The sequence below is a fragment of the Pseudomonas sp. SIMBA_041 genome (genome assembly GCF_046535095.1).
Classification (GTDB): Bacteria; Pseudomonadota; Gammaproteobacteria; order Pseudomonadales; family Pseudomonadaceae; genus Aquipseudomonas; species Aquipseudomonas mucoides.
This window is the reverse complement of the sequence record NZ_JAWRXJ010000011.1, coordinates 76,859-100,291: the sequence shown is the minus strand read 5'-3', so window position 1 is coordinate 100,291 and position 23,433 is coordinate 76,859. Positions and strand designations below refer to the sequence as shown.

General features: G+C 60.1%; 20 protein-coding genes and 1 tRNA gene. 10 read left to right on the top strand and 11 right to left on the bottom strand.

Translation table 11 applies throughout. The features are described from left to right. The first annotated feature begins 2 nt into the window (after positions 1-2). The 4 genes from SB725_RS24500 to lipA all read left to right on the top strand — a co-directional run bounded on the left by SB725_RS24500 (position 3) and on the right by lipA (position 4,583). Entirely contained in the window at positions 3-1,511 is a 1,509-nt protein-coding gene (locus SB725_RS24500; protein WP_410922692.1) for a sigma-54-dependent transcriptional regulator, read from the top strand. Positions 1,512-1,837: 326 nt separating this feature from the next. Then, positions 1,838-2,221 carry a glycine cleavage system protein GcvH gene (gene gcvH / locus SB725_RS24495; protein ID WP_027924758.1) on the top strand — a complete coding sequence of 128 codons (384 nt, stop codon included), beginning with the start codon at positions 1,838-1,840 and terminating at the stop codon, positions 2,219-2,221. Between the two features lie 32 nt (positions 2,222-2,253). Next, positions 2,254-3,510, top strand: a complete 1,257-nt coding sequence (gene glyA / locus SB725_RS24490) for a serine hydroxymethyltransferase (RefSeq protein WP_410922691.1) — start codon at positions 2,254-2,256, stop codon at positions 3,508-3,510. Positions 3,511-3,602: 92 nt separating this feature from the next. Continuing rightward, the gene (gene lipA / locus SB725_RS24485) at positions 3,603-4,583 is read left to right on the top strand and encodes a lipoyl synthase (protein ID WP_410922690.1); all 981 of its coding nucleotides are present in this window, start codon (positions 3,603-3,605) and stop codon (positions 4,581-4,583) included. Positions 4,584-4,656: 73 nt separating this feature from the next. Here lipA and SB725_RS24480 read toward each other — a convergent pair. From SB725_RS24480 to SB725_RS24460, 5 genes are all read right to left on the bottom strand, one after another. Beyond that, positions 4,657-4,731, bottom strand: a tRNA-Gln gene (locus SB725_RS24480). Between the two features lie 133 nt (positions 4,732-4,864). Next, the gene (locus tag SB725_RS24475) at positions 4,865-5,971 is read right to left on the bottom strand and encodes an agmatine/peptidylarginine deiminase (RefSeq protein ID WP_059182673.1); all 1,107 of its coding nucleotides are present in this window, start codon (positions 5,969-5,971) and stop codon (positions 4,865-4,867) included. A gap of 70 nt (positions 5,972-6,041) precedes the next feature. Then, positions 6,042-7,145 (bottom strand): extracellular solute-binding protein, encoded by a 1,104-nt coding sequence (locus tag SB725_RS24470; protein ID WP_027924762.1) that lies wholly within the window; start codon positions 7,143-7,145, stop codon positions 6,042-6,044. Position 7,146: 1 nt separating this feature from the next. Then, positions 7,147-8,055, bottom strand: a complete 909-nt coding sequence (gene aguB, locus SB725_RS24465) for an N-carbamoylputrescine amidase (RefSeq protein WP_059182672.1) — start codon at positions 8,053-8,055, stop codon at positions 7,147-7,149. Positions 8,056-8,059: 4 nt separating this feature from the next. Next, entirely contained in the window at positions 8,060-9,124 is a 1,065-nt protein-coding gene (locus SB725_RS24460; protein ID WP_027924764.1) for an agmatine/peptidylarginine deiminase, read from the bottom strand. A gap of 134 nt (positions 9,125-9,258) precedes the next feature. On the opposite strand from SB725_RS24460, the gene SB725_RS24455 reads away from it, so the two are divergent. Both SB725_RS24455 and SB725_RS24450 read left to right on the top strand, forming a co-directional pair. Next, positions 9,259-10,116, top strand: coding sequence for a LysR substrate-binding domain-containing protein (locus SB725_RS24455; protein WP_410922689.1), 858 nt, complete (start codon positions 9,259-9,261; stop codon positions 10,114-10,116). Between the two features lie 106 nt (positions 10,117-10,222). Beyond that, positions 10,223-10,384 carry a DUF2986 domain-containing protein gene (locus tag SB725_RS24450; RefSeq protein ID WP_194940313.1) on the top strand — a complete coding sequence of 54 codons (162 nt, stop codon included), beginning with the start codon at positions 10,223-10,225 and terminating at the stop codon, positions 10,382-10,384. Positions 10,385-10,394: 10 nt separating this feature from the next. Here the strand turns inward: SB725_RS24450 and SB725_RS24445 are convergent, their stop codons facing one another. Continuing rightward, a complete protein-coding gene (locus SB725_RS24445) occupies positions 10,395-10,850 on the bottom strand; it encodes a winged helix-turn-helix transcriptional regulator (RefSeq protein WP_027924766.1) in 456 nt (151 codons plus the stop codon). Positions 10,851-10,960: 110 nt separating this feature from the next. On the opposite strand from SB725_RS24445, the gene SB725_RS24440 reads away from it, so the two are divergent. Then, positions 10,961-12,202: an MFS transporter gene (locus SB725_RS24440; protein WP_410922688.1), complete on the top strand. Its 1,242-nt coding sequence runs from the start codon at positions 10,961-10,963 to the stop codon at positions 12,200-12,202. 100 nt (positions 12,203-12,302) lie between these two features. Here SB725_RS24440 and SB725_RS24435 read toward each other — a convergent pair whose 3' ends face one another. Next, complete coding sequence (locus tag SB725_RS24435) at positions 12,303-12,662, bottom strand: DUF6124 family protein (RefSeq protein ID WP_410922687.1); 360 nt, start codon at positions 12,660-12,662, stop codon at positions 12,303-12,305. A gap of 591 nt (positions 12,663-13,253) precedes the next feature. On the opposite strand from SB725_RS24435, the gene SB725_RS24430 reads away from it, so the two are divergent. Beyond that, positions 13,254-14,672, top strand: a complete 1,419-nt coding sequence (locus SB725_RS24430; RefSeq protein WP_410922686.1) for a DUF2252 domain-containing protein — start codon at positions 13,254-13,256, stop codon at positions 14,670-14,672. 213 nt (positions 14,673-14,885) lie between these two features. Continuing rightward, entirely contained in the window at positions 14,886-16,208 is a 1,323-nt protein-coding gene (locus SB725_RS24425; protein WP_410922685.1) for a DUF1329 domain-containing protein, read from the top strand. A gap of 96 nt (positions 16,209-16,304) precedes the next feature. Here the strand turns inward: SB725_RS24425 and SB725_RS24420 are convergent, their stop codons facing one another. From SB725_RS24420 to SB725_RS24405, 4 genes are all read right to left on the bottom strand, one after another. After that, on the bottom strand, positions 16,305-17,186 hold the full coding sequence (locus SB725_RS24420) for a metallophosphoesterase (RefSeq protein ID WP_050590215.1): 882 nt from the start codon (positions 17,184-17,186) through the stop codon (positions 16,305-16,307). Positions 17,187-17,569: 383 nt separating this feature from the next. Beyond that, positions 17,570-20,506, bottom strand: a complete 2,937-nt coding sequence (locus tag SB725_RS24415) for an EAL domain-containing protein (RefSeq protein ID WP_410922684.1) — start codon at positions 20,504-20,506, stop codon at positions 17,570-17,572. Positions 20,507-20,642: 136 nt separating this feature from the next. Beyond that, positions 20,643-21,338, bottom strand: coding sequence for a tRNA (adenine(22)-N(1))-methyltransferase (locus SB725_RS24410; RefSeq protein WP_027924771.1), 696 nt, complete (start codon positions 21,336-21,338; stop codon positions 20,643-20,645). Between the two features lie 133 nt (positions 21,339-21,471). Next, positions 21,472-22,008 (bottom strand): dihydrofolate reductase family protein, encoded by a 537-nt coding sequence (locus SB725_RS24405; RefSeq protein WP_059182666.1) that lies wholly within the window; start codon positions 22,006-22,008, stop codon positions 21,472-21,474. A gap of 202 nt (positions 22,009-22,210) precedes the next feature. Between SB725_RS24405 and gltS the strand changes: the two genes are divergently transcribed. Beyond that, positions 22,211-23,425, top strand: a complete 1,215-nt coding sequence (gene gltS / locus SB725_RS24400; protein ID WP_027924773.1) for a sodium/glutamate symporter — start codon at positions 22,211-22,213, stop codon at positions 23,423-23,425. Positions 23,426-23,433: the final 8 nt, after the last annotated feature.

The following is a 23,433-nucleotide window of genomic DNA, read 5'->3' as shown; positions in this document are numbered from 1 at the left end:
TTATGCGCATCCACGTCACCTTCATCGACCGCGTCGGCATCACCCAGGAAGTGCTGGCCCTGCTCGGTGGGCGCCGGTTCAATCTGGACGCCGTCGAGATGGTGCCGCCGAACGTTTACATCGATGCGCCGACCCTCGGTGCCGAGGTGCTGGAAGAGTTGCGCGAGGCCTTTCTCGGGGTGCAGGGCGTGCAAGCGGTGACGATGGTCGACATCCTTCCGGGGCAGCGCCGCAGCTTGCAACTCGATGCCTTGCTCGCGGCCAGCACTGACGCCGTTTTGGCCGTGGATGATCGCGGTGTCGTGCTGCTGGCCAACCCGGCACTGATTGCATTGTGTGGGCGCGAACCGGCTGGTGAATCGCTGACGGCATTGTTTGATGATCCGTCCCTGCAACACACGTTGATCGAACACCACTTCCGCCTGCCCATGCACGAGGTCAGCCTGGGCGGCCAGACGTTACTGCTGGACTCCATGCCAATCACCGACGCCGGCGCCCTGCTGACCCTGTATCACCCGAGCCGCATCGGCGAACGCCTGTCGGCGCTGCACCATGACCATGCCGAAGGGTTTGATGCGCTGCTGGGCGAGTCCCCGGCGATCCGCACGCTCAAGGCCCGTGCCCAACGTGTGGCCACCCTCGATGCGCCGCTGTTGATCCAGGGGGAAACCGGCACCGGCAAAGAGCTGGTCGCACGGGCCTGCCACGCGCTCAGCACACGTCGGGAGGCGCCATTTCTCGCCCTGAACTGCGCGGCGCTTCCGGAGAGCCTCGCCGAAAGCGAACTGTTCGGCTACGCCGCCGGCGCGTTCACCGGCGCCCAGCGCGGCGGCAAACTCGGCCTGCTGGAACTGGCGGATCAGGGCACGGTGTTTCTTGATGAAGTCGGTGAGATGTCGCCCTACTTGCAAGCCAAGTTGCTGCGCTTTTTGAGCGATGGCTGCTTCCGCCGGGTGGGGGGGGATCGCGAGGTCAAGGTCAACGTTCGGGTGCTGAGTGCAACCCACCGGGATCTGGAAAAAATGGTCAGCGAAGGCCACTTTCGCGAAGACCTGTTCTACCGCCTCAACGTGCTCAACCTGCAAGTACCGCCGCTGCGCGAACGCGGCCACGACATCCTGCTGATGGCCAATCACTTCATGCAACAGGCCTGCGCGCAGATCCAGCGCCCGGTCTGCCGTCTGGCCCCGAGCACCTTTGCCGCCCTGCTCGGCAACCGCTGGCCGGGCAATGTGCGCCAGCTGCAAAACGTGATTTTCCGCGCGGCGGCCATTTGCGAAAACCCGCTGGTAGACATCGACGATCTGGACATCGCCAGGACGGCGGTGGAGCGCCAGAACGACGGTGAAGTTGGCAGCCTGGAAGAAGCTGTCGAAGGGTTTGAAAAGCACCTGCTGGAGCAGCTCTACCGCAGCTACCCGTCCAGCCGCCTGCTCGCCGCCCGCCTGCAAACCTCCCACAGCGCCATCGCCATTCGCCTGCGCAAATACGGCATTCCCGCCAAGCCCTGAAACCCTGCCCACCTCCTACAGGGGGCTATGTGCTGTCGATGCGGACTGTTTGCAAATCGATACAGCGTATCGAATTCAAGACACAGCCCTTCCACCCCGTGTTTTCTTGCCCTGCTCGCTACACGCCTGTTGCCCGTATTGATTTCAATACAGGCAACACCCTTTGCCTCTCAACAAATAACTATAAGCCATTGATTTAATACAAATAACAAACATTGGCACCCCCCTTGCTATCACTCCCTGCAACCACGCTCGCTGCCCCCGCACGAGCCTGTAAACGTCATCCGCCACCAGCAGCGGATGGGTCTGAACAATGAGGAGTGGGTATGAGCGAATTGCGTTTTACCGTCGATCACGAATGGCTGCGGCTTGAGCGTGATGGCCTGGTCACCGTTGGCATCACGCCGTACGCGCAGCAGGCTTTGGGCGATGTGGTGTTCGTGCAAGTGCCGGAACTGGGGACGTTTGGCGCCGGTGATGAAGTGGCGGTGCTGGAGTCGGTGAAAGCGGCCAGCAACATCGGCATGCCGCTAGACGGCGAAGTGGTCGAAGTCAACGCGACGCTGGAATCCTCACCGGAACGGGTCAACGAAGACTCACTGGGCGAAGGCTGGTTCTTTCGTTTCAAACCGGCCGACGCTGCAGCCATTTACCAACTGCTGGATCAGGACGCCTACGCGCGCCTGACCCAGGAATCCGCCGAAGCCTGAACCCCTTCCCGCTTACCACACAGGACACCACCATGTTCAGCAAACACGATCAGATCAAAGGCTACGACGACGAACTGCTGGCAGCGATGAATGCCGAAGACGCACGGCAGGAACACCACATCGAGTTGATCGCCTCCGAGAACTACACCAGTCAACGGGTGATGGAAGCGCAAGGCAGCGGCCTGACCAACAAGTACGCCGAAGGCTATCCGGGCAAGCGTTATTACGGCGGCTGCGAACACGTTGATGTGGTCGAGCAACTGGCGATTGATCGCGCCAAACAATTGTTCGGTGCCGACTACGCCAACGTCCAGCCGCACTCCGGCTCTTCGGCCAACAGTGCTGTGTATCTGGCCCTGATCCAGCCTGGAGACACCATTCTCGGCATGAGCCTGGCCCACGGTGGCCACCTGACCCATGGCGCCAAAGTGTCTTCCTCGGGCAAGCTGTATAACGCCGTGCAGTACGGCATCGACACTAAAACCGGGCTGATCGATTACGACGAAGTCGAGCGCCTGGCCGTCGAGTGCAAGCCAAAGATGATCGTTGCCGGTTTCTCGGCTTACTCCAAGACCCTCGACTTCCCGCGTTTCCGCGAGATTGCCGACAAGGTCGGCGCATACCTGTTCGTCGACATGGCCCACGTCGCCGGGCTGGTGGCGACCGGTCTGTACCCTAACCCGCTCCCCTTCGCCGACGTCGTCACCACCACCACGCACAAAACCCTGCGCGGTCCGCGTGGCGGCCTGATCCTGGCCAAGGCCAATCCGGAACTGGAGAAAAAGCTCAACGCCGCGGTGTTCCCCGGCGGCCAGGGCGGCCCGCTGATGCACGTGATCGCAGCCAAAGCGGTGTGCTTCAAGGAAGCGCTGGAGCCCGGTTTCAAAACCTATCAGGCGCAGGTGATTCGCAATGCCCAGGCCATGGCCAAGGTGTTTATCGACCGTGGGTTTGACGTGGTGTCTGGCGGCACCGACAACCACCTGTTCCTGGTCAGCCTGATCCGTCAGGGCCTGACCGGCAAAGACGCCGACGCCGCCCTCGGTCGAGCCGGGATCACGGTGAACAAGAACGCCGTGCCCAATGACACGCAGTCGCCATTCGTGACGTCGGGGTTGCGCATTGGCACGCCGGCGATCACCAGCCGTGGTTTCAAGGAAGCGCAAAGTATCGAGTTGGCGGGATGGATCTGTGACTTGCTTGATCACCTCGGTGATGCCGATGTCGAGGCGCAAGTCGCCAGCCAAGCCGCCGCCATGTGCAGCGACTTCCCGGTCTACCGCGACTGATCAGCCACCCCGTAATCCCTGTGGGAGCGAGCTTGCTCCCACATTGGACTGTGTGTGGGCTCGCCTCTGCCTTCCGAAGAAAGAAAATACTCATGAACCCCATTGTGGAATCAACCAACCCCGCCCCGGCCAAAATGCAAGTCGGCGTCAAACTGCGCGGTGCGCAAAAGGTCGCGCGGATCCCGGTCAAGATCATCCCGACCGATGAGTTCCCGCGCAAACCCGACTGGATCCGCGTGCGCATGCCGATCTCTCCCGAGGTCGACCGGATCAAACAATTGCTGCGCAAACACAAGCTTCACAGCGTCTGCGAAGAAGCTTCGTGCCCCAACCTCGGCGAATGTTTTTCCGGTGGCACCGCGACCTTCATGATCATGGGCGACATCTGCACCCGCCGTTGCCCGTTCTGCGATGTCGGCCACGGTCGGCCAAAACCGCTGGACGCCGATGAGCCGATGAACCTCGCCGTGGCCATCGCCGACCTGCGTCTGAAGTACGTGGTGATCACCTCCGTGGATCGCGACGACCTGCGCGACGGCGGCGCCCAGCACTTCGTCGACTGCCTGCGCGAGATCCGCAAGCTGTCGCCGGGCGTGCAACTGGAAACCCTGGTCCCGGATTACCGGGGGCGCATGGATGTTGCGCTGGCGATCACCGCGACGGAGCCGCCCGATGTGTTCAACCACAACCTGGAGACCGTGCCACGGCTGTACAAAGCCGCGCGGCCGGGTTCGGATTTCGAGTGGTCGCTGGACCTGTTGCAGACCTTCAAGTTACTGGTCCCGTCCGTCCCGACCAAGTCCGGCCTGATGCTCGGCCTTGGTGAAACCGACGAGGAAGTGATCGAGGTCATGCAGCGAATGCGTGAGCACGACGTCGACATGCTCACGCTCGGCCAGTACCTGCAGCCGTCGCGCAGCCATTTGCCGGTCCAGCGTTTTGTGCACCCGGACGTGTTCGCCTGGTTCGCCGAGGAAGGCGCAAAAATGGGCTTCAAGAACGTCGCCTCCGGCCCGCTGGTGCGCTCGTCTTACCATGCAGACCAACAAATGCAGGGTGCAAAGGAAGTCTGAGGTATGTCGCCTGGAAGAAAGTGACGGGCATAAAAAAACGCCAGACCCGATAGGATCTGGCGTTTCTTGAAGATGGCAGGGGCGGCTGGATTTGAACCAACGCATGGCAGGATCAAAACCTGCTGCCTTACCGCTTGGCGACGCCCCTGTAGCACTTGCTACGTGTGGACGGGAATTTAACAACTTTCGCGCCGTCCGGGAAGCCCCTGCTTAAAATATTTTTCTTCTAAAACAGCCACTTAACATTAATTGATTGCAGATACAACGGGCGCCGCAGCCGATTAAACCCCTGGCTGATGACTGGTCACACAGTGAATGCCGCCGCCACCGGCCGAGATGGCGTCGATATTGAGCTGCACCACCTCACGGTCTGGGTAGAGCTCTGACAGCAGGTCGAAGGCCTTGGTATCGGCAGCTTTGTCCCCGAACTCAGGCGCAATGACCGCCCCGTTGATCACGAAGTAGTTGATGTAGCCGGCGGCGAAGTCCGGGTTGTTCTTGTTGAACTTGCTCTTGCGCGGGTACAGCGGTGGCGACACGGTATGCACTTGGAGCTTGCGGCCATCGGCGTCCGTGGCGTTTTTCAGAATCTCCAGGTGCGCCAACGTGACGTTGCGGTCGTAGGACTCGGGGTCGTTGTCGAGGTTGGCGATCACGACGCCCGGCTTGACGAACCGTGCGTAGAAATCGACATGAGCGTCGGTGATGTCTTTGCCTTTGATCCCCGGCAGCCAGATGATTTTGCGCAAGCCGAGGCGCTCCTTCAGTTCTTGCTCGACCTCGGCCTTGCTCCAGTCCGGATTGCGATTGGCGTTGATCCAGCTGCTTTCGGTCATGATCCCGGTGCCGTGACCATCCACTTCGATGCCGCCGCCCTCGCCCACCAGTTCGGTGCGCAGGTTACTGGCCTCTGCGTTTTCAGCGACCAGACCGGCCAGCTTCGCGTCCTTGGCGTGCTGCTGTTTGTTGCCCCAACCGTTGAAGTTGAAGTCCACAGCACCCAGTCCGCCGTCGCCGTCGATGACGAAGTTGGCGCCGATGTCGCGCATCCAGATGTCATCGAGCTGGGTGTTGATATAGGTGATGTTGGCCGTACCGCACAGCTCCTCGGCCAGACTTCGCTCGTTGCTGCGGCAGAACACCGTGACCGGCTCATAGCGGGCGATGGTGCGGGCGATCCGGCCAAGGGCTTCTTGCACATCGGCGGTGAAGTCCTCCCAGATCGCGTCCTGTGCGCCAAAAGCGATGAAGGCGCGTTGGTGTTTATCGCCTTCATCGGGCATGAACCATGGGCCCCGGGTGGCGGCGTTGACCCAGCCCATGGACGCGGCGGCGCCGAGACCTGCGACCACGGAGACGTATTTGATGAACTCGCGACGCGTCGACATATGTAAATCCTTGAATAGCGGTTCGTAATTGCGCAAAAGGTGAAGGCCGGCACCGGGTGCCGGCCGGATGTCACTGCGCAGTGGCAGTCTTGAACTTGGTCCAGGTGCGCATCCGCGCGCGCATATCGGCTTGTGAAATGTCCTTGCCCGGGATCAACCGTGCGTATGTGGCGTCGTCGAGGTAGATGTCCGGGTTATTGCGCATGGCCGCATCGACACTCGGCCGCGCCTTGGCGCTGGAAGTCGGGTATCCGGTGAAATTGCTGATAGCCGCCATGTTCTGCGGGCGCATGACGAAATTGATGAACGCATAGGCGTACTCCGGATGTTTGGCATCGACCGGAATCGCCATGGTGTCCATCCACACCGTGGTGCCTTCACGGGGAACGCGGTACTGGAACGTGGTTTTCTTGCCGGCTGAGTCCGACGTCCGCTGCGCTTGGGTCATGTCGCCGCTGTAGCCGAGTGACAGGCACAGGTTGCCATTGACCAGATCGGTCACCGGCTGCGATTGGAACTTGCGAATGTACGGCCGCAATTTCATCAGCAGATCACTGGCGGCGGCGAGGTCGGCCGGTTTGGCGCTGCGTGGATCTTTGCCCAGATAGTTGAGCACCACGGCCAACACTTCGTCCGGCGAATCGATCATCGAGATCCCGCAATCGGCAAACCGCGCGGCCAGTTCCGGTTTGAACAGCATGTCCAGGCTGCTGACCGGCGCGTCCGGCATGCGCTGCTTGATCTGCTCGGCATTGTAGGTCAGGCCGATGGTGCCCCAAGTGTAGGGAACGGTGGCCTTGCTCGAATGCTCATAGTGCGAGCGCAGCTTCTGCAAACCGGGTTCGACGTCCCCCATCGCGGTGAGTTTCGACTGGTCCAGCGCTTGCAGGCTACCGGCGCGCATCAAGCGTTCGGCCACGGTGTCACCGGGGAAGATCAAGTCATAACCGCTGCCCCCGGCAAGCATCTTGGCTTCCAGGGTTTCACTGCCGTCCATCACGTCGTAGATCACCTTGATTCCGGTTTCCGCGGTGAACTGGCTGAGCGTGTCCTCGGCAAAATAATCGGCCCAGTTGTACAGGCGCAGGGTTTTCTCTTCGGCGTGCAGCGACGGGATCGCGCAGCACAGGGTCAGGCCCAAGGCGCCGAGCAAGCGTTTGTTGGCAATGTGCATGTCAAACCCCTTGAGTGTTCCAGCGAGCATTGAGGTGACGGCCATCCTGGCTCAACAGCGCTCCGTACATGTCCGGACGGCGATCGCGATAGATGCCCCAGCTCAAACGCTCTTCGCGCATGGCAGCGAGGTCCAGGGTGTGGACCCGCACGCCCGTGCTGTCGCGGTCGGCTTCGGCGAGCAACTTGCCTTTGTGGTTACAGATGAAGGACGAACCGTAGAAACTCATTTGCAGTTCGGGATCGGTGGTCGCCACTTCGCGGCCGACGCGGTTGGCGGCCACCACCGGCAGGATGTTGGCCGCCGCATGGCCGCGCATGGTCATTTGCCAATGATCCCGAGAGTCCAGCGCTGCGCAGCCAGGTTCAGAGCCGATGGCCGTGGGAAACAGCAACACTTCGGCGCCCATCAACGCCAGGCAGCGAGCGGTTTCGGGGAACCACTGATCCCAGCAGATCCCCACGCCGAGGCGCCCGAACGCGGTGTCCCAGACCCGGAAGCCGGTGTCGCCGGGGCTGAAATATTCCTTCTCCTGATAGCCGATGGCGTTGGGAATGTGCGTCTTGCGATACACGCCCAGCAGGCGCCCGTCGGCATCGGCCACGCTCAAGGAATTGAAGTAGGCGTTGCCAGCCTTTTCGAACCAGCTCAGCGGCATCACCACACCCAATTCCCTGGCCAGCGCGGCGAAGCGCTTGAGCACTGAGCTGTCGCTGTATTCTTCAGCCAGCGCCAAGTGTTTGTGGTTTTGCTCGATGCAAAAATACGGCGTGGCAAACAGCTCCTGCAGCAGAATGACCTGCGCGCCCTTGGCCGCCGCATCGCGCACTAATTGCTCGGCCAGATCGAGGTTGTTTTTCAAGTCCCAGGTGCAGGGCATTTGCGTGGTGGCAATTGTCAAAAGTGTCATCAGATCAACCCTCCACCGGCCACGCCGGCTGTTGTTGGGTGATGCAATGCACCCCGCCGCCGCCATGGGCCAGATGATTGATCCGCACCGGCACCACTTCACGTCCGGGAAACGCCTGGCGCAGTACATCCGCCGCATCATCGTCGGCGTCGATGCCATAAGCCGGCATGATGATCGCGCCGTTGGCGATATAGAAATTGGTGTATGACGCGCAGAACACTTGCGCCTCGGTGTCGACGGCATCGGTGGCTTCGTACAACTCGATCATCTCGAACTTGCGCCCGTGGGCATCGCTGGCCAGTTCCAGGGCGCGACGGTTTTCGCGCACCACGTCGGCATACACCGAGCCTTGGTCGCGGGTGGCGTCGACCAACAACACACCCGGACGCGCAAACGCACACACGCCGTCGACGTGACCATCGGTCATGTCACCGGTCACGTAGTCCGGATCACCCGGCAGCCAGATGGTTTTCTTCACGCCCAGCAACCGCGTGAAAATCTCTTCCATCTCGGACTTGCTCATGCCCGGATTGCGATTGGGGTTGAGCAGTACCGATTCGGTGGTGATCAACGTGCCCTCGCCATCGACATGGATCGCGCCGCCTTCGTTGCTCAACGGTGTGCCAAAGCACGGTAAGCCCAGATGATTGAGCGCACGGCGCGCCAGGCTTTCGTCCAGCTCATGCGCCGACTTGCCGCCCCACGCGTTGAAGCGCCAGCTCACCCCGGCCATGCCGAGTTGCGGGTGGCAGACGAAGCTTGGGCCGGAATCGCGGCACCAACTGTCGTTCACCGCCAACGGGATCAGCTCGATGTTCGGCCCGCACAAGGCTTTGGCACTGGCGACAGCAGACGGGTCGACGACCATTTTTACCGGTTCGAAACGGGCAATGGCATTGGCCACACGGGCGAAATCCTCTTGCACCAGCGGCAGTGTGACGTGCCAACCCGACTCCCAGAGTGCCTGGTTGTGCGGCCACACCATCCAGGTCGCGGCATGGCGAACCCACTCCGCCGGCATCCACCAACCACTGTTTTGAATTTCCTGCTGCTGCTTGACCTGCTGCATGATAAAAAGCCCTTTTAGTTAAGCCATTGTGTTCAATGAAAACTGCCTTGGCGGTCTTGGCATGCATGCTACGGCTGGAAAAACGGGCGAACAAACGATGGATTTTGCGCAGAAGTGATTAGGAGAACTTATCAATGCTCAAGCACTGGCCACCCCTCAGCACCCTTCGCGGCTTTGAAGCTGCGGCCCGTTTGGGCAGTTTTCACAAGGCCGCCGACGAGCTGAACCTCACCCAGTCGGCCATCAGTCAGCAGATCCGCAGCCTGGAGGCGTACCTCGAACAACCGCTGTTCTTTCGCAGCGGCCGCAGCGTCGCCCTGACCGACGCCGGCCACGATTTGCTCAGCACCACCCAGGCGCTGCTGCAACAATTGGCGGTCGGCATTCGCCGTCTCGGGCAATACCAGAAGCCCAATCAACTGGTGCTCAACACCACGCCGGCGTTCGCCCGACATTGGCTGTTGCCGCGTTTGGGGGACTTCCGCGCTCAACATCCAGAGGTGGACCTGTGGATCTACAGCACCGATGAAGTGCCGGACATGACCACCCAGACCATCGACATTGCAGTGCGCGACGACATCAGCTCCCAGGCTGAATGCAGCTTCAAAGTGCTGCACGCCGACCGACTGTTCCCGGCGTGTCACCCAAGCCAATTGGCACTGCCGAGCGAACAGCGCACCACCCTGCACGGCGAGCGGGAAATGGACTGGAGTCATTGGGCGGTGGAAGCCGGTATCGACGTGGGCCAGCAGGATCAGGGACTGAACTTCTCCGATCCCGGTTTGCTGCTGGACGCGGCGTGCGCGGGGCTGGGTATTGCGTTGGTGAGTCAGTTATTGAGTCAAAAGGCGTGCAGTGACGGGTTGTTGCAGCCGTTGGTGGAGCAAACCATTCGCGGGCCGAATTGGGCGGTGCTGACGCATCGCGACAGCGAGAGCAGTGCGAGGGGGTTTCGTGAGTGGTTGGTGAGTCATCTGGAGGCGATCGGCTAATGACCTGACAAGGTGGGGCGAGGCATCGCGTATCGAGCGCATCACAGGATCTGAGTTAACATTCAAGTCTCGCGTCATTCAAGACCAGGCAAGCCGAGTAAAAAACATGAACCGCCGTAAAAAAATACAGCAGCTATTAAAGGCTCACGCCAAAAAGGCCAGCGCCAAACTGGCGCCGCAAAGCAAGGAAAAATACATCAGCAAGGCTGACCGGTTGAAACTGGAGGCCGAGGCCAGTTCAGACTCAGCCGTTACCGCTGAAAGTTGATCGATACGTCTTAAACGCCGACAACCAGTCTCACCCTGTGGCAGTCAGAAGGCTCAAGTTTTTGACCGTTTGATGAGCGAACCTCAAGCGGCATCAGTGGCTGGCCGAACTGGTTATCCAGCAGCACAGAACGCGTCTCTTGGGGCTGGAACAGAAAACGTTCGCCCCACTGCCTGATACTGACCACTACCGGAAAGATCTCCCGTCCTTTTTCCGTCAGCACGTACTCCTTGTACGCGCTGCCATCTGACGCCGGTCGAATGTCGAAGACCCCGACTTCAACCAACGTTTTCAGGCGCGACGCCAGAATGTTTTTGGCCACGCCGAGACTCTTTTGAAATTCGCTGAAGCGGCGAATGTCATCAAATGCGTCACGAATGATCATCAGCGACCAGCGATCTCCGATGGCCTCCAGTGTTCTGGCGACCGGGCATTCGTTGCTTTGCGGTGAAGCGTCTTCGACCATTTTTTTTGCCCTTCCCACAGGTGGCTTTTCAGGTTGCAATTTGAAACCAGATGCAGCAACAATCGCATCCGGTTTTTATTTGAAACCAGATTAACACCATGGAGGTGTGCATGACAGCCAAGGTCGACTTAACCACCCAACAACTGTCCACGCAGCCTGCGGGGCTTTCTCCGTCGCTCACGTTGTTGTTTTCTGTCACCTGCGCGCTGGCCGTCGCCAACGTTTATTTCGCGCAGCCTTTACTCGACTCAATGGCTCAGAGCCTCGGCGTGGAATCATCCATGATCGGGGTTGTGGTGACGGCCACTCAGGTCGGTTACGCGCTGGGGTTGCTGTTCATCGTCCCGCTGGGTGACTTGGTCAACCGCAAGCGGCTGATTCTTTCGCACGTGTTGCTCTCCGCCGTTGCGCTCGCAGCGGTCGGCGCAGCGCAGCAATGGCTGACCCTGTTGGGTGCGATGGTCGTGATGGGGTTGTTGGCCGTGGTCGTTCAGGTGCTGGTGGCTTATGCCGCCGTGCTGGCAACGCCCTCACAACGCGGGCATGCCGTGGGGACGGTCACCAGCGGCATTGTCCTGGGCATTCTTCTGGCGCGGTTTACTTCAGGCCTGATTGCGGACCTCGCGGGCTGGCGCGCCGTGTACTGTGTGTCCTCAGGATTGATGCTGACGCTCGCGGCGGTGCTCTGGCGAGCGGTGCCTGTCACGGCGTCGCCAAGGCATGAAGAGTCCTACCTGATGCTGATCAGTTCTCTGTTCAAACTGTTCATCACCGAACCCGCGTTGCGTGTCAGGGGCTTGCTGGCCCTGCTGATCTTCGCCGCTTTTTCCGTGCTGTGGACCGCCATGGTGCTGCCGTTGAGCGCCCCGCCGCTGTCGCTCTCACACACGGCCATCGGCCTGTTTGGCCTGGCCGGTGTCGCCGGTGCCCTGGCGGCCAGAAGAGCCGGTCGCTGGGCCGATCAAGGCCTGGGACAGCGGGTGACCGGGATTTCGCTGGCGCTCCTGACGTTGTCCTGGCTGCCCATCACGTTTGCCGAGACGTCCCTGATCGCGCTGGTCTGCGGCGTCGTCCTGCTCGACTTCGCGGTGCAGGCCGTACACGTCACCAACCAGAGCATCATTTTCGCGGCGCGACCCGATGCCCAGAGTCGTATGGTCGGCGCCTACATGTGTTTCTACTCGGTCGGTAGCGCGCTGGGCGCCGCTGCCGCGACTCAAGTTTATGCGGTATGGGGATGGATGGCCGTCAGTTTGTTGGGGGCCTTGATCAGCGTGACTGCCTGGTTTGTGTGGTTTGTCACGTTGCAGCGGGTTTCGCAGCCGTGTCTGCCATTAGGACGCCGTCCATGATCGCGAGGACTGCGGTCGAGCGCGACCCCGGCTCGAACGCAGCCTCGCGGGCTCGGCAGCGGCTACAAGATGGTGGTGTTAGCCTCGTCTGTAGCAGCGGTTACCTGGGGGGTTCTATTTTATCCAGCACGCCGTTTGCCGTGATTTCGGCCACCATGATGCTGTTTGAAATGCCCAGCAGCGCGTAGCGGGCCTCCCCCTCCAGATGATCCACCAACTGATGGACCATCACGTCGATCGAGGCCAGTGTCTCGACCAAAAATACGCCCAGGGTTTCGGCGGTGGCGTGCGGGTCCACGGAAAACAGCGTGCTGCGGGTTCGCGGTTTGGCTTTGATGTCGGCGTTCGACGGGAAATGGAAATTGAGGGCGCGTTCGGCGGCTTCGTTGAGTTTTTTTGAATCGGGTTCGTACGGGGATGCCGGATCGGTGTCCGGTGGGTTGGGTGTTACTTTGAACATATGCTCGCTTCCATGATTGAGCGCCACCCTCCTGCGACTAAACGAGAGGGAGGCAGCTGTACGCAGGTTAGTCGACCGGGGAAGCTAGCAAAGCCGGCGCGCCCGAAGGCGCCCTGCGCACAGCCACCATCAAGTGCAGGCATGGGAATGCCTGAATGACAGAGCTAATGCACCTTACTTTTAACCCCGGGCGACTAAACCCGACCACTGATGGGCAGTGGCAGGGAAACGATAGAGGCCAGGGACAAAGCAAACAAGCCGGCGGATTCTGTCTTACCCGTAGGCGATGGCGCAAGGCGTTGTAGCCTCTGAGTGGTAACCGAAGGCTTCATTTAAACGCTGGCGATTTTTCTTGTTTAAGCCAGCCTGTCGACTGAACACGCGGCTTACCTGAAACCGGAAACCCTCGCAGAAATAACACAAAATAATCCGCGCCAAGCGGCACCCCGGATAAGAGCTGCTACGCTTCAAGCATTAACTTTCGCGCTTTCCAACACGCTGGCGCACACACTCTCTGCAGGCTGATGGAACAGCCGAATGACCAGCTCCTGCGCCCAACCGAATCACACTTCGTTGAGCAAAGGAGTGAACATGCCGCCCCGTAAAAACAGGCCTACCGACAACACGTCTGGGCAATCGCGAGACAACGGGGAAGAACGGGTCTTTCACTCACGCAAGGAACGCCTGTACGCCGGTGAGCAATTACGCGTGAGTCTGCCGCATGCCCTTCACGCCGAATGGAAACCCGCGCGCAAACACCGCGACCCTATCGCACTCCTCGAAGAGTCCAATCGCTATCGACTGCCCAATCTGGTGCCCGTGCGCTACGGGCGCATGCTGGCCAGTCCTTTCACTTTTTTACGCGGCTCTTCGGGGTTGATGGCCCATGACCTGGCGACGACCCCGATCACCGGCTTTCAGGTGCAGGCGTGCGGGGATTGTCACCTGATGAATTTCGGATTGTTCGCGACACCTGAGCGCAATCTGATCTTCGACATCAACGACTTCGACGAAACCCTCCCCGCCCCCTGGGAATGGGATGTCAAACGCCTGGCGATCAGTTTTGCCGTGGCCGCCCGCGACAACCGCCTCAACGATAAAGCGGCAAAGGCCAGCGCCGCCGAATGTGTGCGTGCCTACCGCGAGAATCTGCGCAAATTTTCCAAGATGAGCCCGGTGGAGGTCTGGTACGACTGCCTGGACGCCCAAGCGATCATCGACATGGCGCCCAATGCTGAAATCAAGAAAATCCGTGAGCAATTGGTCGCCAAGGCCAAGCTGCGTGTTGGCGATTACCTTTATCCCAAAATCAGCGGTGAAGTCGGAGGGCGACGGCGTCTGATCGATCAACCGCCGATTCTGTTTCATGTGTATGAAAAGGGCTTCGTGCGCAACGTCCATCTGGCGCTGCAAGATTATCGATTGTCGCTGCCCCATGAACGGCGCGTGCTGTTCGATCGCTACCGTCTCGAAGACATTGCCGTCAAAGCGGTGGGCATTGGCAGCGTCGGTACTTATTGTTTCGTCGGCCTGTTCTTTTCCGCAGAAAATCACCCGTTGCTCCTGCAATTCAAGGAAGCCTGTCCCTCGGTACTCGCGCCCTATGCCGGCAAGAGCGAATACGAGAATCAGGGACAACGTGTCGTCACGGGGCAGCGTCTGATGCAGTCGTCCAGCGACATCTTTCTGGGCTGGACACGCGGTCAAAACGGCCGCTATTTCTTTGTGCGTCAGTTGCGCGACATGAAAATGTCAGCGCCCATCGAGGGCATTTCCGCCCCACGATTGAAGATGTACGCCGAGTGGTGCGGTCTGACCCTGGCCCGTTCCCACGCCAAATCCGGGGATGCTGCACTCATCAGTGGCTACCTGGGCAAGACCGACTCCTTCGACCAGGCCATCGGAACATTTGCCCTCACCTATGCCGATCAAAACGCAAAAGACCATGCCTCGCTGGTGGCCGCCGAGAAATCAGGTCGGATCATTGCATTGAGAGAAGAAGAGCTATGAGGCCGAGTTTGCCGGTGGGCGTGATTTTTCGCGTCTGTCACGAATAGCCAAGCGACTGTCGTCGAATGAAAAGCGCCCCCGATTCGGGGGCTTTTTAATGGGAGTCATAAAAAAGCATCTGGCGCTTGAGCCCGTCTGATCGCCCACAAGGCGAATGCGGTTGCTCCGCCTGAGCCACGAGTGGCCTGATGCACTCAGCAAGAGAATAACAATATGAAAATCGTGAAAAGTCTTCTGGCTGCCTCACTCCTGATGACGCTGGCCATTGAGGCCCAGGCCTCTGTATCGAGTCAGCAAGCTGCGGAACTTGGCACCAACCTGACGCTGGTCGGTGCTGAAAAAGCCGGTAATGCCGATGGCTCCATCCCGCCCTATAGCGGAGGCCTGACCACGGCCCCCGCCAGTTTCAAGATCGGCGACAGCATGCGCCCGGACCCTTATGCCGGTGAGAAACCGCTGCTGGTGATCAATGGCCGCAACGTTGATCAGTACAAAAGCATGCTGACGGCCACCACCGTTGAGTTGGCCAAGCGCTACCCCGGCTACCGCATCGACGTGTACCCGACCCACCGCACCGCATCGTTGCCACAGACGGTGCTGGACAATAGCCGCAAGAATGCCACCACCGCCCGGTCCCTCAATGGCGGGATTGCCTTCGACAATGTATTGCCCGGTGTGCCGTTCCCGATCCCGCAATCGGGTGCCGAAGCGATGTGGAATTTCCTGCTGCGCTACCAGGGCGTCAACATCCATTCCAAGTACGACTCCTGGAACGTCGACTCGGCGGGCGTGGCAAGCCTGGCCGTCACCGGGGAGGCCTTCGTCTCCTTCCCGATCTACGAGAACCTGTCCAAGCCCATCAACAACTCCGACCTCTACTACCAGTTGAAACTGTCCTATACCGGGCCTGCGCGGCGAGCCGGCGAGTCGATCATGCTCAAGAACGCCACCAACCCGCTGCAGCGTCCTGGCCGTGCCTGGCAGTACATGCCGGCCCAGCGCCGGGTCAAACAGATTTCAATCCTGGCCTACGACACGCCGAACCCCGGCACCGCCCGAGCCCTGGAACTGTATGACTGGACGCTGGTGGGCAAGCAAGAAATGATCGTGCCCTACAACACCTACAAACTGACCTACGCGCGGGAGGCCAAGTCGCTGACCACCCCCAATTACCTGTCCCCGGATTTCGTGCGCTGGGAGAAACATCGGGTCTACGTGGTGGAAGGCAACCTCAAGCCCGGCGCCAGTCACATCTACCAGAAGCGCCGCTTTTACCTGGATGAAGACACCTGGGCCGCAGTCGCCTCCGATCAGTACGACACGAGTGGCAAACTTTACCGGGGCTCCTTCGCGTTCCTCAGCCAGAGCTATGACGAGCAGGTCCCGGATGCCACGCCTTTCATGACGTACGACCTGTCGCGCGGCTCGTACAACATCAATGGCGTGGTCGGCCCGCATGGCGGGATTCGGTATATCGAGCCGCTGTCGACGGCGCAGTGGATACCGGAGTCGATGGCGGGTGCGGGTATCCGCTAGGTGCAGGGTGATGGCGAGGACTGCGTCCTCGAACGCAGCCTCGCGGGCTAGGCAGCGGCTACAAAAGGCAGCGCCAATTGTCCCTGTTATCGGTGCCTATTGAGCCGACTGCGCGAGGGTCCCTTGGGAGTCCTCGGGCCGTAGACAGCCTTTGGCCATCCACTGGCAGTCTCTGGCCCAGTGATAGCTGGTTTCCAGATCGCCTCGATCGTTGTAATACGCCAACCTCAATTGATCGGCGTTCAGGTCGAGTTTGGCAAACCCGGCCCGCGATGCGGTGAACGCGCTATCGGGCGTCGGCGTGTTCAGGGCATACAGTTTCTGCCCTCCCGCACCGGAGATGACCCACGCTGGTTCGCCGGCACGCAACAGCAATTGCTGATTGTGATCATGGCCTGACAACAGCAGATCAACGTTGTTGCGCTGCAGCGCCGGCAAAAGCCTGGCGACCAGATCCGACTCCTCTCCATGCTGGCCCTGATTGCGCACCGGGTGATGGGACGCTGCGATTCGCCACACCGGCGCCGGACCGGGTGCCTGGAACGCCTGATCAATAAAGTCGATTTGCTGCTGCAAACTTTCACGCGGCGCCGACGTGTCGAGGAACACCATTCGCACCAATGGGCGACCGTCGACTTCACCGAAATCCTTGGCGTAAAAATTCATCGGCATCTGCCAGCGGCCCGATCCCTTGTGCTGTTGTCCGTACTTGATCTCGTACTTTTGCGACACCGGGTAATCGTGATTGCCCAGTACCGCGTAGAACGGCACATGACTCAGCCAATGCCCCCAATAGACGCGCTCGAACCGGGTTTGCCAACTGGAGTCATGGGTACTGGCCAGCGACTTGCCGTAGAAGTTGTCGCCCAGGAACACCACCATGTTCAGGCTTCCCTCATTGGCGGCGACTCGCTCCATGGCCCGCCCCACCCGCCACTGCTGCAGGTTACCGCTGCCTTGATCGCCCACGGCGATCATCGACACCGACGCAGGGTCCGGGCTTCTTAGCGGAACGTAAGGCGCTGGTGGCGTGTATAACCAGTAGCCACCCGCCATGGACAGACAGATGAAGGCGACGCTTGAGCACAGCGCGAGCCGTCTGAGCAGCAAACGTTTTGCAATCTTCGAGGGGGGCTTTATGCGCTTCAAGGGTGACTCACTGGGTGTCAGCGTTCGGAGGAAGTTCTGGTGAACTTTTCTCTTAATTGATCACACCAGTTGTTCACGCTTTGTTAAAAAATCGTGCGGTATACATTTTCAAAATGATTATTTCGACGCGATGGCGAGGACTGCGGTCCAGCGCGACCCCGGCTCGAACGCAGCCTCGCGGGCTCGGCAGCTGCTACACAGTCGACAGGGTTTTAGTGAGTGATTGGCGAATTATCTGCAAGCACCCGGCTGGATGACCCCACCAGCGAACTCGCCAACAACGCCTCCAACCCCATCGGCTTGGCGAAGTAGTAACCCTGGGCCTGCCCCGCACCTATTTCGCGCAGCAGCTCCAGCGTCGCTTCATCCTCGACACCTTCGGCAACCACACTCAGGTCCAGCGATTCGGCCATCCGCACAATCGCCCGGACGATGGCGCGGCTGCGCGCACTGGTGGTCAGTTCGAGGATGAACGATTTGTCGATCTTCAAGCCGCTGAAACGGTATTGATGCACATAGCTCAGGGACGAAAACCCGGCACCAAAGTCATCGAGCACCACCGACATGCCATTGTCGGCGAGTTGCTGCATGGTCAGGCGGGCGATGGCCGGCTCAGCCACCAGCGCACCTTCGGTCAACTCCAGGCAAATCCGCGAGGGCGCAACTCCGTGCCGCGCCAACAGTGCAAGCACTTCACTGGCAAAGTCCGGACGGGTCATGCTGTAGCTGGAGCAATTGACGTGCACCGCAGGCCAATTGGCATGTTCAGGCTGGGCGAGGATCACCGCAACGCTGGTGAGCATGTACAGGTCCAGTCGACCGATCAGGCGCAAGCCCTCGACATCCGGCAAGAACTCGCCCGGCGCGATCACCCGGCCGCCCGGCTGATGCCAGCGCACCAGCGCTTCAAGGGCAATCAGCTCGCCGGTGTCAACACTGACAATCGGCTGGAAATACGGCAGCAGTTCGTCAGTGCGTTTGAGCGCGTTGCGCAAGGCCCCTTCCCGCTCGACCTGGTCCGAAACTTCCCGGCGCACTTCCTGGTTGAACACCGCGTAGCTGTCACGCCCGGCGCTCTTGACCCGGTACATCGCCGCGTCGGCATCGCGCAGCAAGTCGGCGGGCTCGTGATGGAACTGACTGTCGGCACTGACGATACCGATGCTGCAGGACGAAAACACTTCATGGCCATTGATGAAAAACGGCAGGTCGAACGCCACCAGAATCCGCTCGGCGATTTCGATCACCACCTCCAGCGATGCCTCGGGCGCCAGCACCGAAAACTCATCGCCCCCCAGGCGCGCCAGCATGTCGGTTTCGCGCAGGCAACCGCGCAGACGCTGGGCGGCCTGCATTAACAGCAGGTCGCCAAAATGGTGACCGAGGCTGTCGTTGACCATCTTGAAACGGTCGAGGTCAATGAACATCACCGCCAGGTGCCCGCCGACGCTGCCGAACTCCAACCAGGCCTGGCTCAGGCGCTGTTGCAGGTAGGTACGATTCGGCAACCCGGTCAGCGCATCGTGGGAGTTTTCGTGTTGCAACTTGGCATTGGCGTGATCAAGCTCACGGGTGCGGTTCTGCACCCGGGCCTCCAGCTTGAGATTGGCGGCATGGATCGCTTCGGCGGCCGTGCGGCGTGACAACGCGGTGTCGATATGCCGCGACACGAACGTCAACAGTTCCTGATCACGCAGGGTATAGCGCACCTGCGAGGTATAACTTTGCACCGCCAGCACGCCGCGCACCACATCGCCATCGAACAACGGAATGCCCAGCCAGGAGTAAGACCGGACAGACTCATTGGCCAGTTCGATTTCACCCTGCGCCGCCAATCGTTCAGCCTCGCCGACGTCAATCAGGCACGGCCGGCGCTGCCGGATAACGTACTCGGTCAAGCCCCGGCAGCCACGCCGTGCCGGCGGACAGATCGTCTGCCGCTCATCGACGTAATACGGAAAGGTCACTTCACTGATCGAGTCGTCGAACAGCGCAATGTAGAAGTTCTGCGCGAACAGCAAATCACCGACGATGCCATGCAAGGTTTGAAACAGCTCAGCCATGTCGCCGGGCTGGCTCGACAGTTCGGCAATCTGGAACAGCGCGCTTTGCAGATGCTCGGCGCGCTGGCGGTCGGCCACTTCCTGCCTCAACGCATCGTTGACGGCCGACAGCTCCAGGGTGCGGCGCATCACCGTCTCTTCCAGGTCTTCGCGGTGCAGAATCCGGTCCAGCGCCATGGCCACGTGGCGGGCCACCACCAGAAACAATGCGCGGTCTTCAGCGCTGTAGGTCCGGGACACCTCGTAGACTTGCATGGCCAGCATGCCAAAGACGTCGTCCGAGGCATTTTTCAACGGCGCGCCCATCCAGAACTCCGGACGATCACCCACGCAGTAGAAACGGTCCTCCGCCTGCGCCGCGATGATGCCGGCGGCGTCGATCAGCAGCGGCTGGCCCGTGGTCAACACCTGGCCAGTCAACGACAGGTGCGAAGGGTCGAGGTATTCATAGTGCTGGGACTCCACGGCATCCACGTCGATGATGTCGACATAATACGGGTAGTCAATCTTGCCGGTGTGCGGGTCATACAGCGCGAGATAAAAGTTCTCGGCGTCAATCAGGCTGGCCAGTAACTGGTGAACCCCCACCAGAAACACCGAGCGGTCGCGGGTCGAACTGGCCAGGTAGGTGATTTCATACAGCACACGCTGAGTAATCTGCGCGCGGGCCAGGGTATTGGTCTGGACCTGAATGCCCAGGCGCTGGGCGAAATCGGCGAGCGCCGGGTCCGCCGCTTCGTTGAGGGGGGCAAGTAGCCAACCCAGCTCGCTTTCGCCTTTACCGGTCGGCCAGCGGTGCAAGCGCCGGGTCTGGCAAAAGGCGTCAAAGTCTTCATTCGCCACGCTTGCCGGCCACTGCACCTGCGGGTCGCCCTGCCCGACCAGATGCATTTGTTCACCGGCGCGGTAAACCGCCCACGCCGTGGAGTGCGCCCAGTGGCGCGCGGGGATGAGCAATTGCTCGAGGGTGTCCTTGTTGCCAGCGTAGGTCATGCCGACCGTATCCAGATGTCCATTCAGTTGAGATGCGACAACGTCGCAATCGTTCGATTGCCGCAGGGTGTCGGTCCATGGACGAACTCTCATCAACGCTCCCTGAGCCAAAAACTGGCAATACTCACTTACAGATTGCTGGCAATGTGCCGGTTAGCTTCCCGTTTAAAGCTAATGGGAGTTTTTTTCAATCGTTTTATTGGGTGGTCGCTCTAAATGGACGACCAACTCACACCAGCAGCTCAGTGATCCACCGAGCCTGTCGGGCGATGTCTTGCAGCTTCTCCTGCGGCACGGCCTGCCGCGCTCGGGCGAGCTGGCTCAGGGTCTTCTGCTTTTCGCGCAGCAGGCGCTGCCACTTGGCCAGGAACGCCGGACTGCGTGCCTGCATCTGCAGTGGGCCGAAGTATAGCTCCTCAGCGGTGTACATCACCGGGCCGGCGCGCTCGGCAACGATGATTTCGTAGTCGAAGCGATTTTCCCGCAGCAGTTCCTCGCAGAGGATGCGGTAGCCATTTTCCATCAACCATTGGCGCAGTGGCTGCTCGCCGCCGTTGGGCTGCAGGATCAAGCGCTCCTGCCCGCTCAGCCGCGCCTTTCCGTTGTCGAGGATGTCGCGAATCGTCTCGCCGCCCATGCCGCAGATGCTGATCGCGGTGATCCCGTCGCCCGGCTCGATGGCCGCCAGTCCATTGGCCAGGCGCACGGTGATCCGCACGTCCAGGTCGTTCTCGCGCACGGTGCGTTCAGCCGCGTGGAACGGCGTCAACGCCACCTCACCGGCGACGGCCGCCACGATGGCGCCACGGTGCATCAACGCCACGGGCAAGTAGCCGTGATCGGAGCCGATATCGGCCAGGCGCGCACCGACTGGCACATGCGCCGCCACGCGTTCCAGGCGCATGGACAATGTCTGTTCGTTCAACTGCAGTTCCCTTCACCACGAATGCCCGGCACCGTTGGCCGGATCGGGACGCGATTGTGTCGGGCAATGCTGCGCATTACAAATTCCTGCGACCGGGGCCCGGATCGGCCCCGTCCTGGCGCCTGCGTCAGGGTCATCGGACCAGCCGATACGTGGACTGCACCAAACCGGAAGGAAAGCAGCAACTGGAGACCAGTTTCAAGTCAACATCCTGCTGAAGACGCCCGAACAATGGCCTTCCCGACCCGATCAGCACGGGCACGGTGGTAATCACCATGTCAGCAACTAACCCATCGCGCAGGAATGACTGCACCAACTGCCCGCCATCGACATAAACCCGATGCACGCCCTGCCCGGCCAGTTCCTCCATCAAGGCCGCGGGGGTGAGACTGGAAAAACGCAGCTTGCCCTTCAACGCATCGGGCACCGGTGCATTGGCCAACTGTTCAGACAGCACCACGACGGGCCGGTCATAGAACCATGATTCGAAGGTCAGCACTTTCTCGTAGCTTCCCCGCCCCATCACGATCACATCCTTGTCGGCGATGAAGGCTGAGTAGCCATGATCCTCGGCCGGATCATCACGCTGCAAAAGCCAGTCGATGTCCCCATCAGCGCGGGCGATGAAGCCATCCAGACTGGTGGCAATGAATACATGTGCGGTGGCCATCAGGTCCCCCTATTTATCCGTCGTAGGTCAAAGCATGATCATACGTGTGAATTTGAGGAAGACCTGGACAAGCAAGCATTTGGGCGCGACAGGAAGGATTTGACCCGCCTGCTATGCTGCATCCACCGTTCATTGACTCAGGTCTAAACGCTGAACGGTCGAATCCTGATAATGATTTTTCATATTTTTAGGCAGGCTCTGAATGACTCCACAGATCTTCCAGATTCACGGCCTCGTGAGTTTTACCCTCGCCATCCTCCTGCTTTTTCTCGGCAAATCCCTTGTTCAGCGCAATGCCTTGCTCCGTCAATACTGCATTCCCGAGTCGGTGGTTGGCGGCTTTGTCTGTGCGGCAGTGACGACCCTGTTTTATTTCGGCCTTAACATCGAGATCGAATTCGATCTCGATGTTCGCGACACCCTGCTGCTGTATTTCTTTGCCGGCATTGGCTTGAACTCGGACATGCGCCAGCTGCTCAAGGGCGGCGTCCCGCTGCTGATCCTGCTGGTGCTCGCGGGGGTGTTCATCGTCCTGCAAAACGCGCTGGGCATGGGCGTGGCCGAGGCATTTGGACTCGATCCCAAGGCCGGGTTGATGGTGGGCTCCATTTCCCTGACGGGTGGCGCGGGCACGACCCTGGCCTGGGCGCCGCTGTTCGTCGACAAGCTGGGCATCAATAACGCGCATGAACTGGGCATGGCCAGTAACACTGTCGGCCTGATTGCCGCGTGCGTGATCGGCGGCCCGATCGCCAACCGCCTGATACGTCGTCATCAACTGACACCTTCCGGGGACGGGAGCCTGGAAGTCGGCGTCCTTGAACAGCAACCCCACCAGTCAATGGACTACTACGATGTGCTCTGGGCGTGGATGTGGCTTAACCTGACCCTGATGCTCGGCTACGGACTCAACCTGCTGCTGGTCGATGCCGGTATCACCCTGCCCAAATTCGTCAGTTGCCTGTTCGCGGGTATCGTCATTCACCACATCGTTCTCGCGGTGATGAATGAACAACGGTTGAAATCCTGGGGCGGCGCCCGCCTGGGTCTGTCGCTGATCTCCGATATCTGCCTGGGCATGTTTCTGACCATGGCGCTGATGGGGCTTCAGTTATGGCAGCTCAGTGGCGCGTTGTTGTTCATTCTGTGCGCCCTGAGCCTGCAAATCCTGCTGACGGTGCTCTACACGTATTTCGTGGTGTTCCGCTGCATGGGCCGCAATTACGAAGCCAGCGTGATAGCGTCCGGCTTCGGCGGCATTGCCCTCGGGTCCACGGCAACGGCCATCGTCAACATGACGACCGTGACGCAAAAATACGGCGCGGCACATCAAGCCTTCCTGATCGTGCCGCTGGTGTGTGGCTTTTTCATTGACCTGGTCAATGCGGTGATCATTGGTATGTTCAGTGGTATCTAGTTCCGCCC

Coding starts and splice junctions, on each gene's coding strand:
- SB725_RS24500 (WP_410922692.1), top strand. CDS start 3: ATGCGCATCCACGTCACCTTCATCGACCGCGTCGGCATCACCCAGGAA.
- gcvH (WP_027924758.1), top strand. CDS start 1,838: ATGAGCGAATTGCGTTTTACCGTCGATCACGAATGGCTGCGGCTTGAG.
- glyA (WP_410922691.1), top strand. CDS start 2,254: ATGTTCAGCAAACACGATCAGATCAAAGGCTACGACGACGAACTGCTG.
- lipA (WP_410922690.1), top strand. CDS start 3,603: ATGAACCCCATTGTGGAATCAACCAACCCCGCCCCGGCCAAAATGCAA.
- SB725_RS24475 (WP_059182673.1), bottom strand. CDS start 5,971: ATGTCGACGCGTCGCGAGTTCATCAAATACGTCTCCGTGGTCGCAGGT.
- SB725_RS24470 (WP_027924762.1), bottom strand. CDS start 7,145: ATGCACATTGCCAACAAACGCTTGCTCGGCGCCTTGGGCCTGACCCTG.
- aguB (WP_059182672.1), bottom strand. CDS start 8,055: ATGACACTTTTGACAATTGCCACCACGCAAATGCCCTGCACCTGGGAC.
- SB725_RS24460 (WP_027924764.1), bottom strand. CDS start 9,124: ATGCAGCAGGTCAAGCAGCAGCAGGAAATTCAAAACAGTGGTTGGTGG.
- SB725_RS24455 (WP_410922689.1), top strand. CDS start 9,259: ATGCTCAAGCACTGGCCACCCCTCAGCACCCTTCGCGGCTTTGAAGCT.
- SB725_RS24450 (WP_194940313.1), top strand. CDS start 10,223: ATGAACCGCCGTAAAAAAATACAGCAGCTATTAAAGGCTCACGCCAAA.
- SB725_RS24445 (WP_027924766.1), bottom strand. CDS start 10,850: ATGGTCGAAGACGCTTCACCGCAAAGCAACGAATGCCCGGTCGCCAGA.
- SB725_RS24440 (WP_410922688.1), top strand. CDS start 10,961: ATGACAGCCAAGGTCGACTTAACCACCCAACAACTGTCCACGCAGCCT.
- SB725_RS24435 (WP_410922687.1), bottom strand. CDS start 12,662: ATGTTCAAAGTAACACCCAACCCACCGGACACCGATCCGGCATCCCCG.
- SB725_RS24430 (WP_410922686.1), top strand. CDS start 13,254: ATGCCGCCCCGTAAAAACAGGCCTACCGACAACACGTCTGGGCAATCG.
- SB725_RS24425 (WP_410922685.1), top strand. CDS start 14,886: ATGAAAATCGTGAAAAGTCTTCTGGCTGCCTCACTCCTGATGACGCTG.
- SB725_RS24420 (WP_050590215.1), bottom strand. CDS start 17,186: ATGATCGCCGTGGGCGATCAAGGCAGCGGTAACCTGCAGCAGTGGCGG.
- SB725_RS24415 (WP_410922684.1), bottom strand. CDS start 20,506: ATGAGAGTTCGTCCATGGACCGACACCCTGCGGCAATCGAACGATTGC.
- SB725_RS24405 (WP_059182666.1), bottom strand. CDS start 22,008: ATGGCCACCGCACATGTATTCATTGCCACCAGTCTGGATGGCTTCATC.
- gltS (WP_027924773.1), top strand. CDS start 22,211: ATGACTCCACAGATCTTCCAGATTCACGGCCTCGTGAGTTTTACCCTC.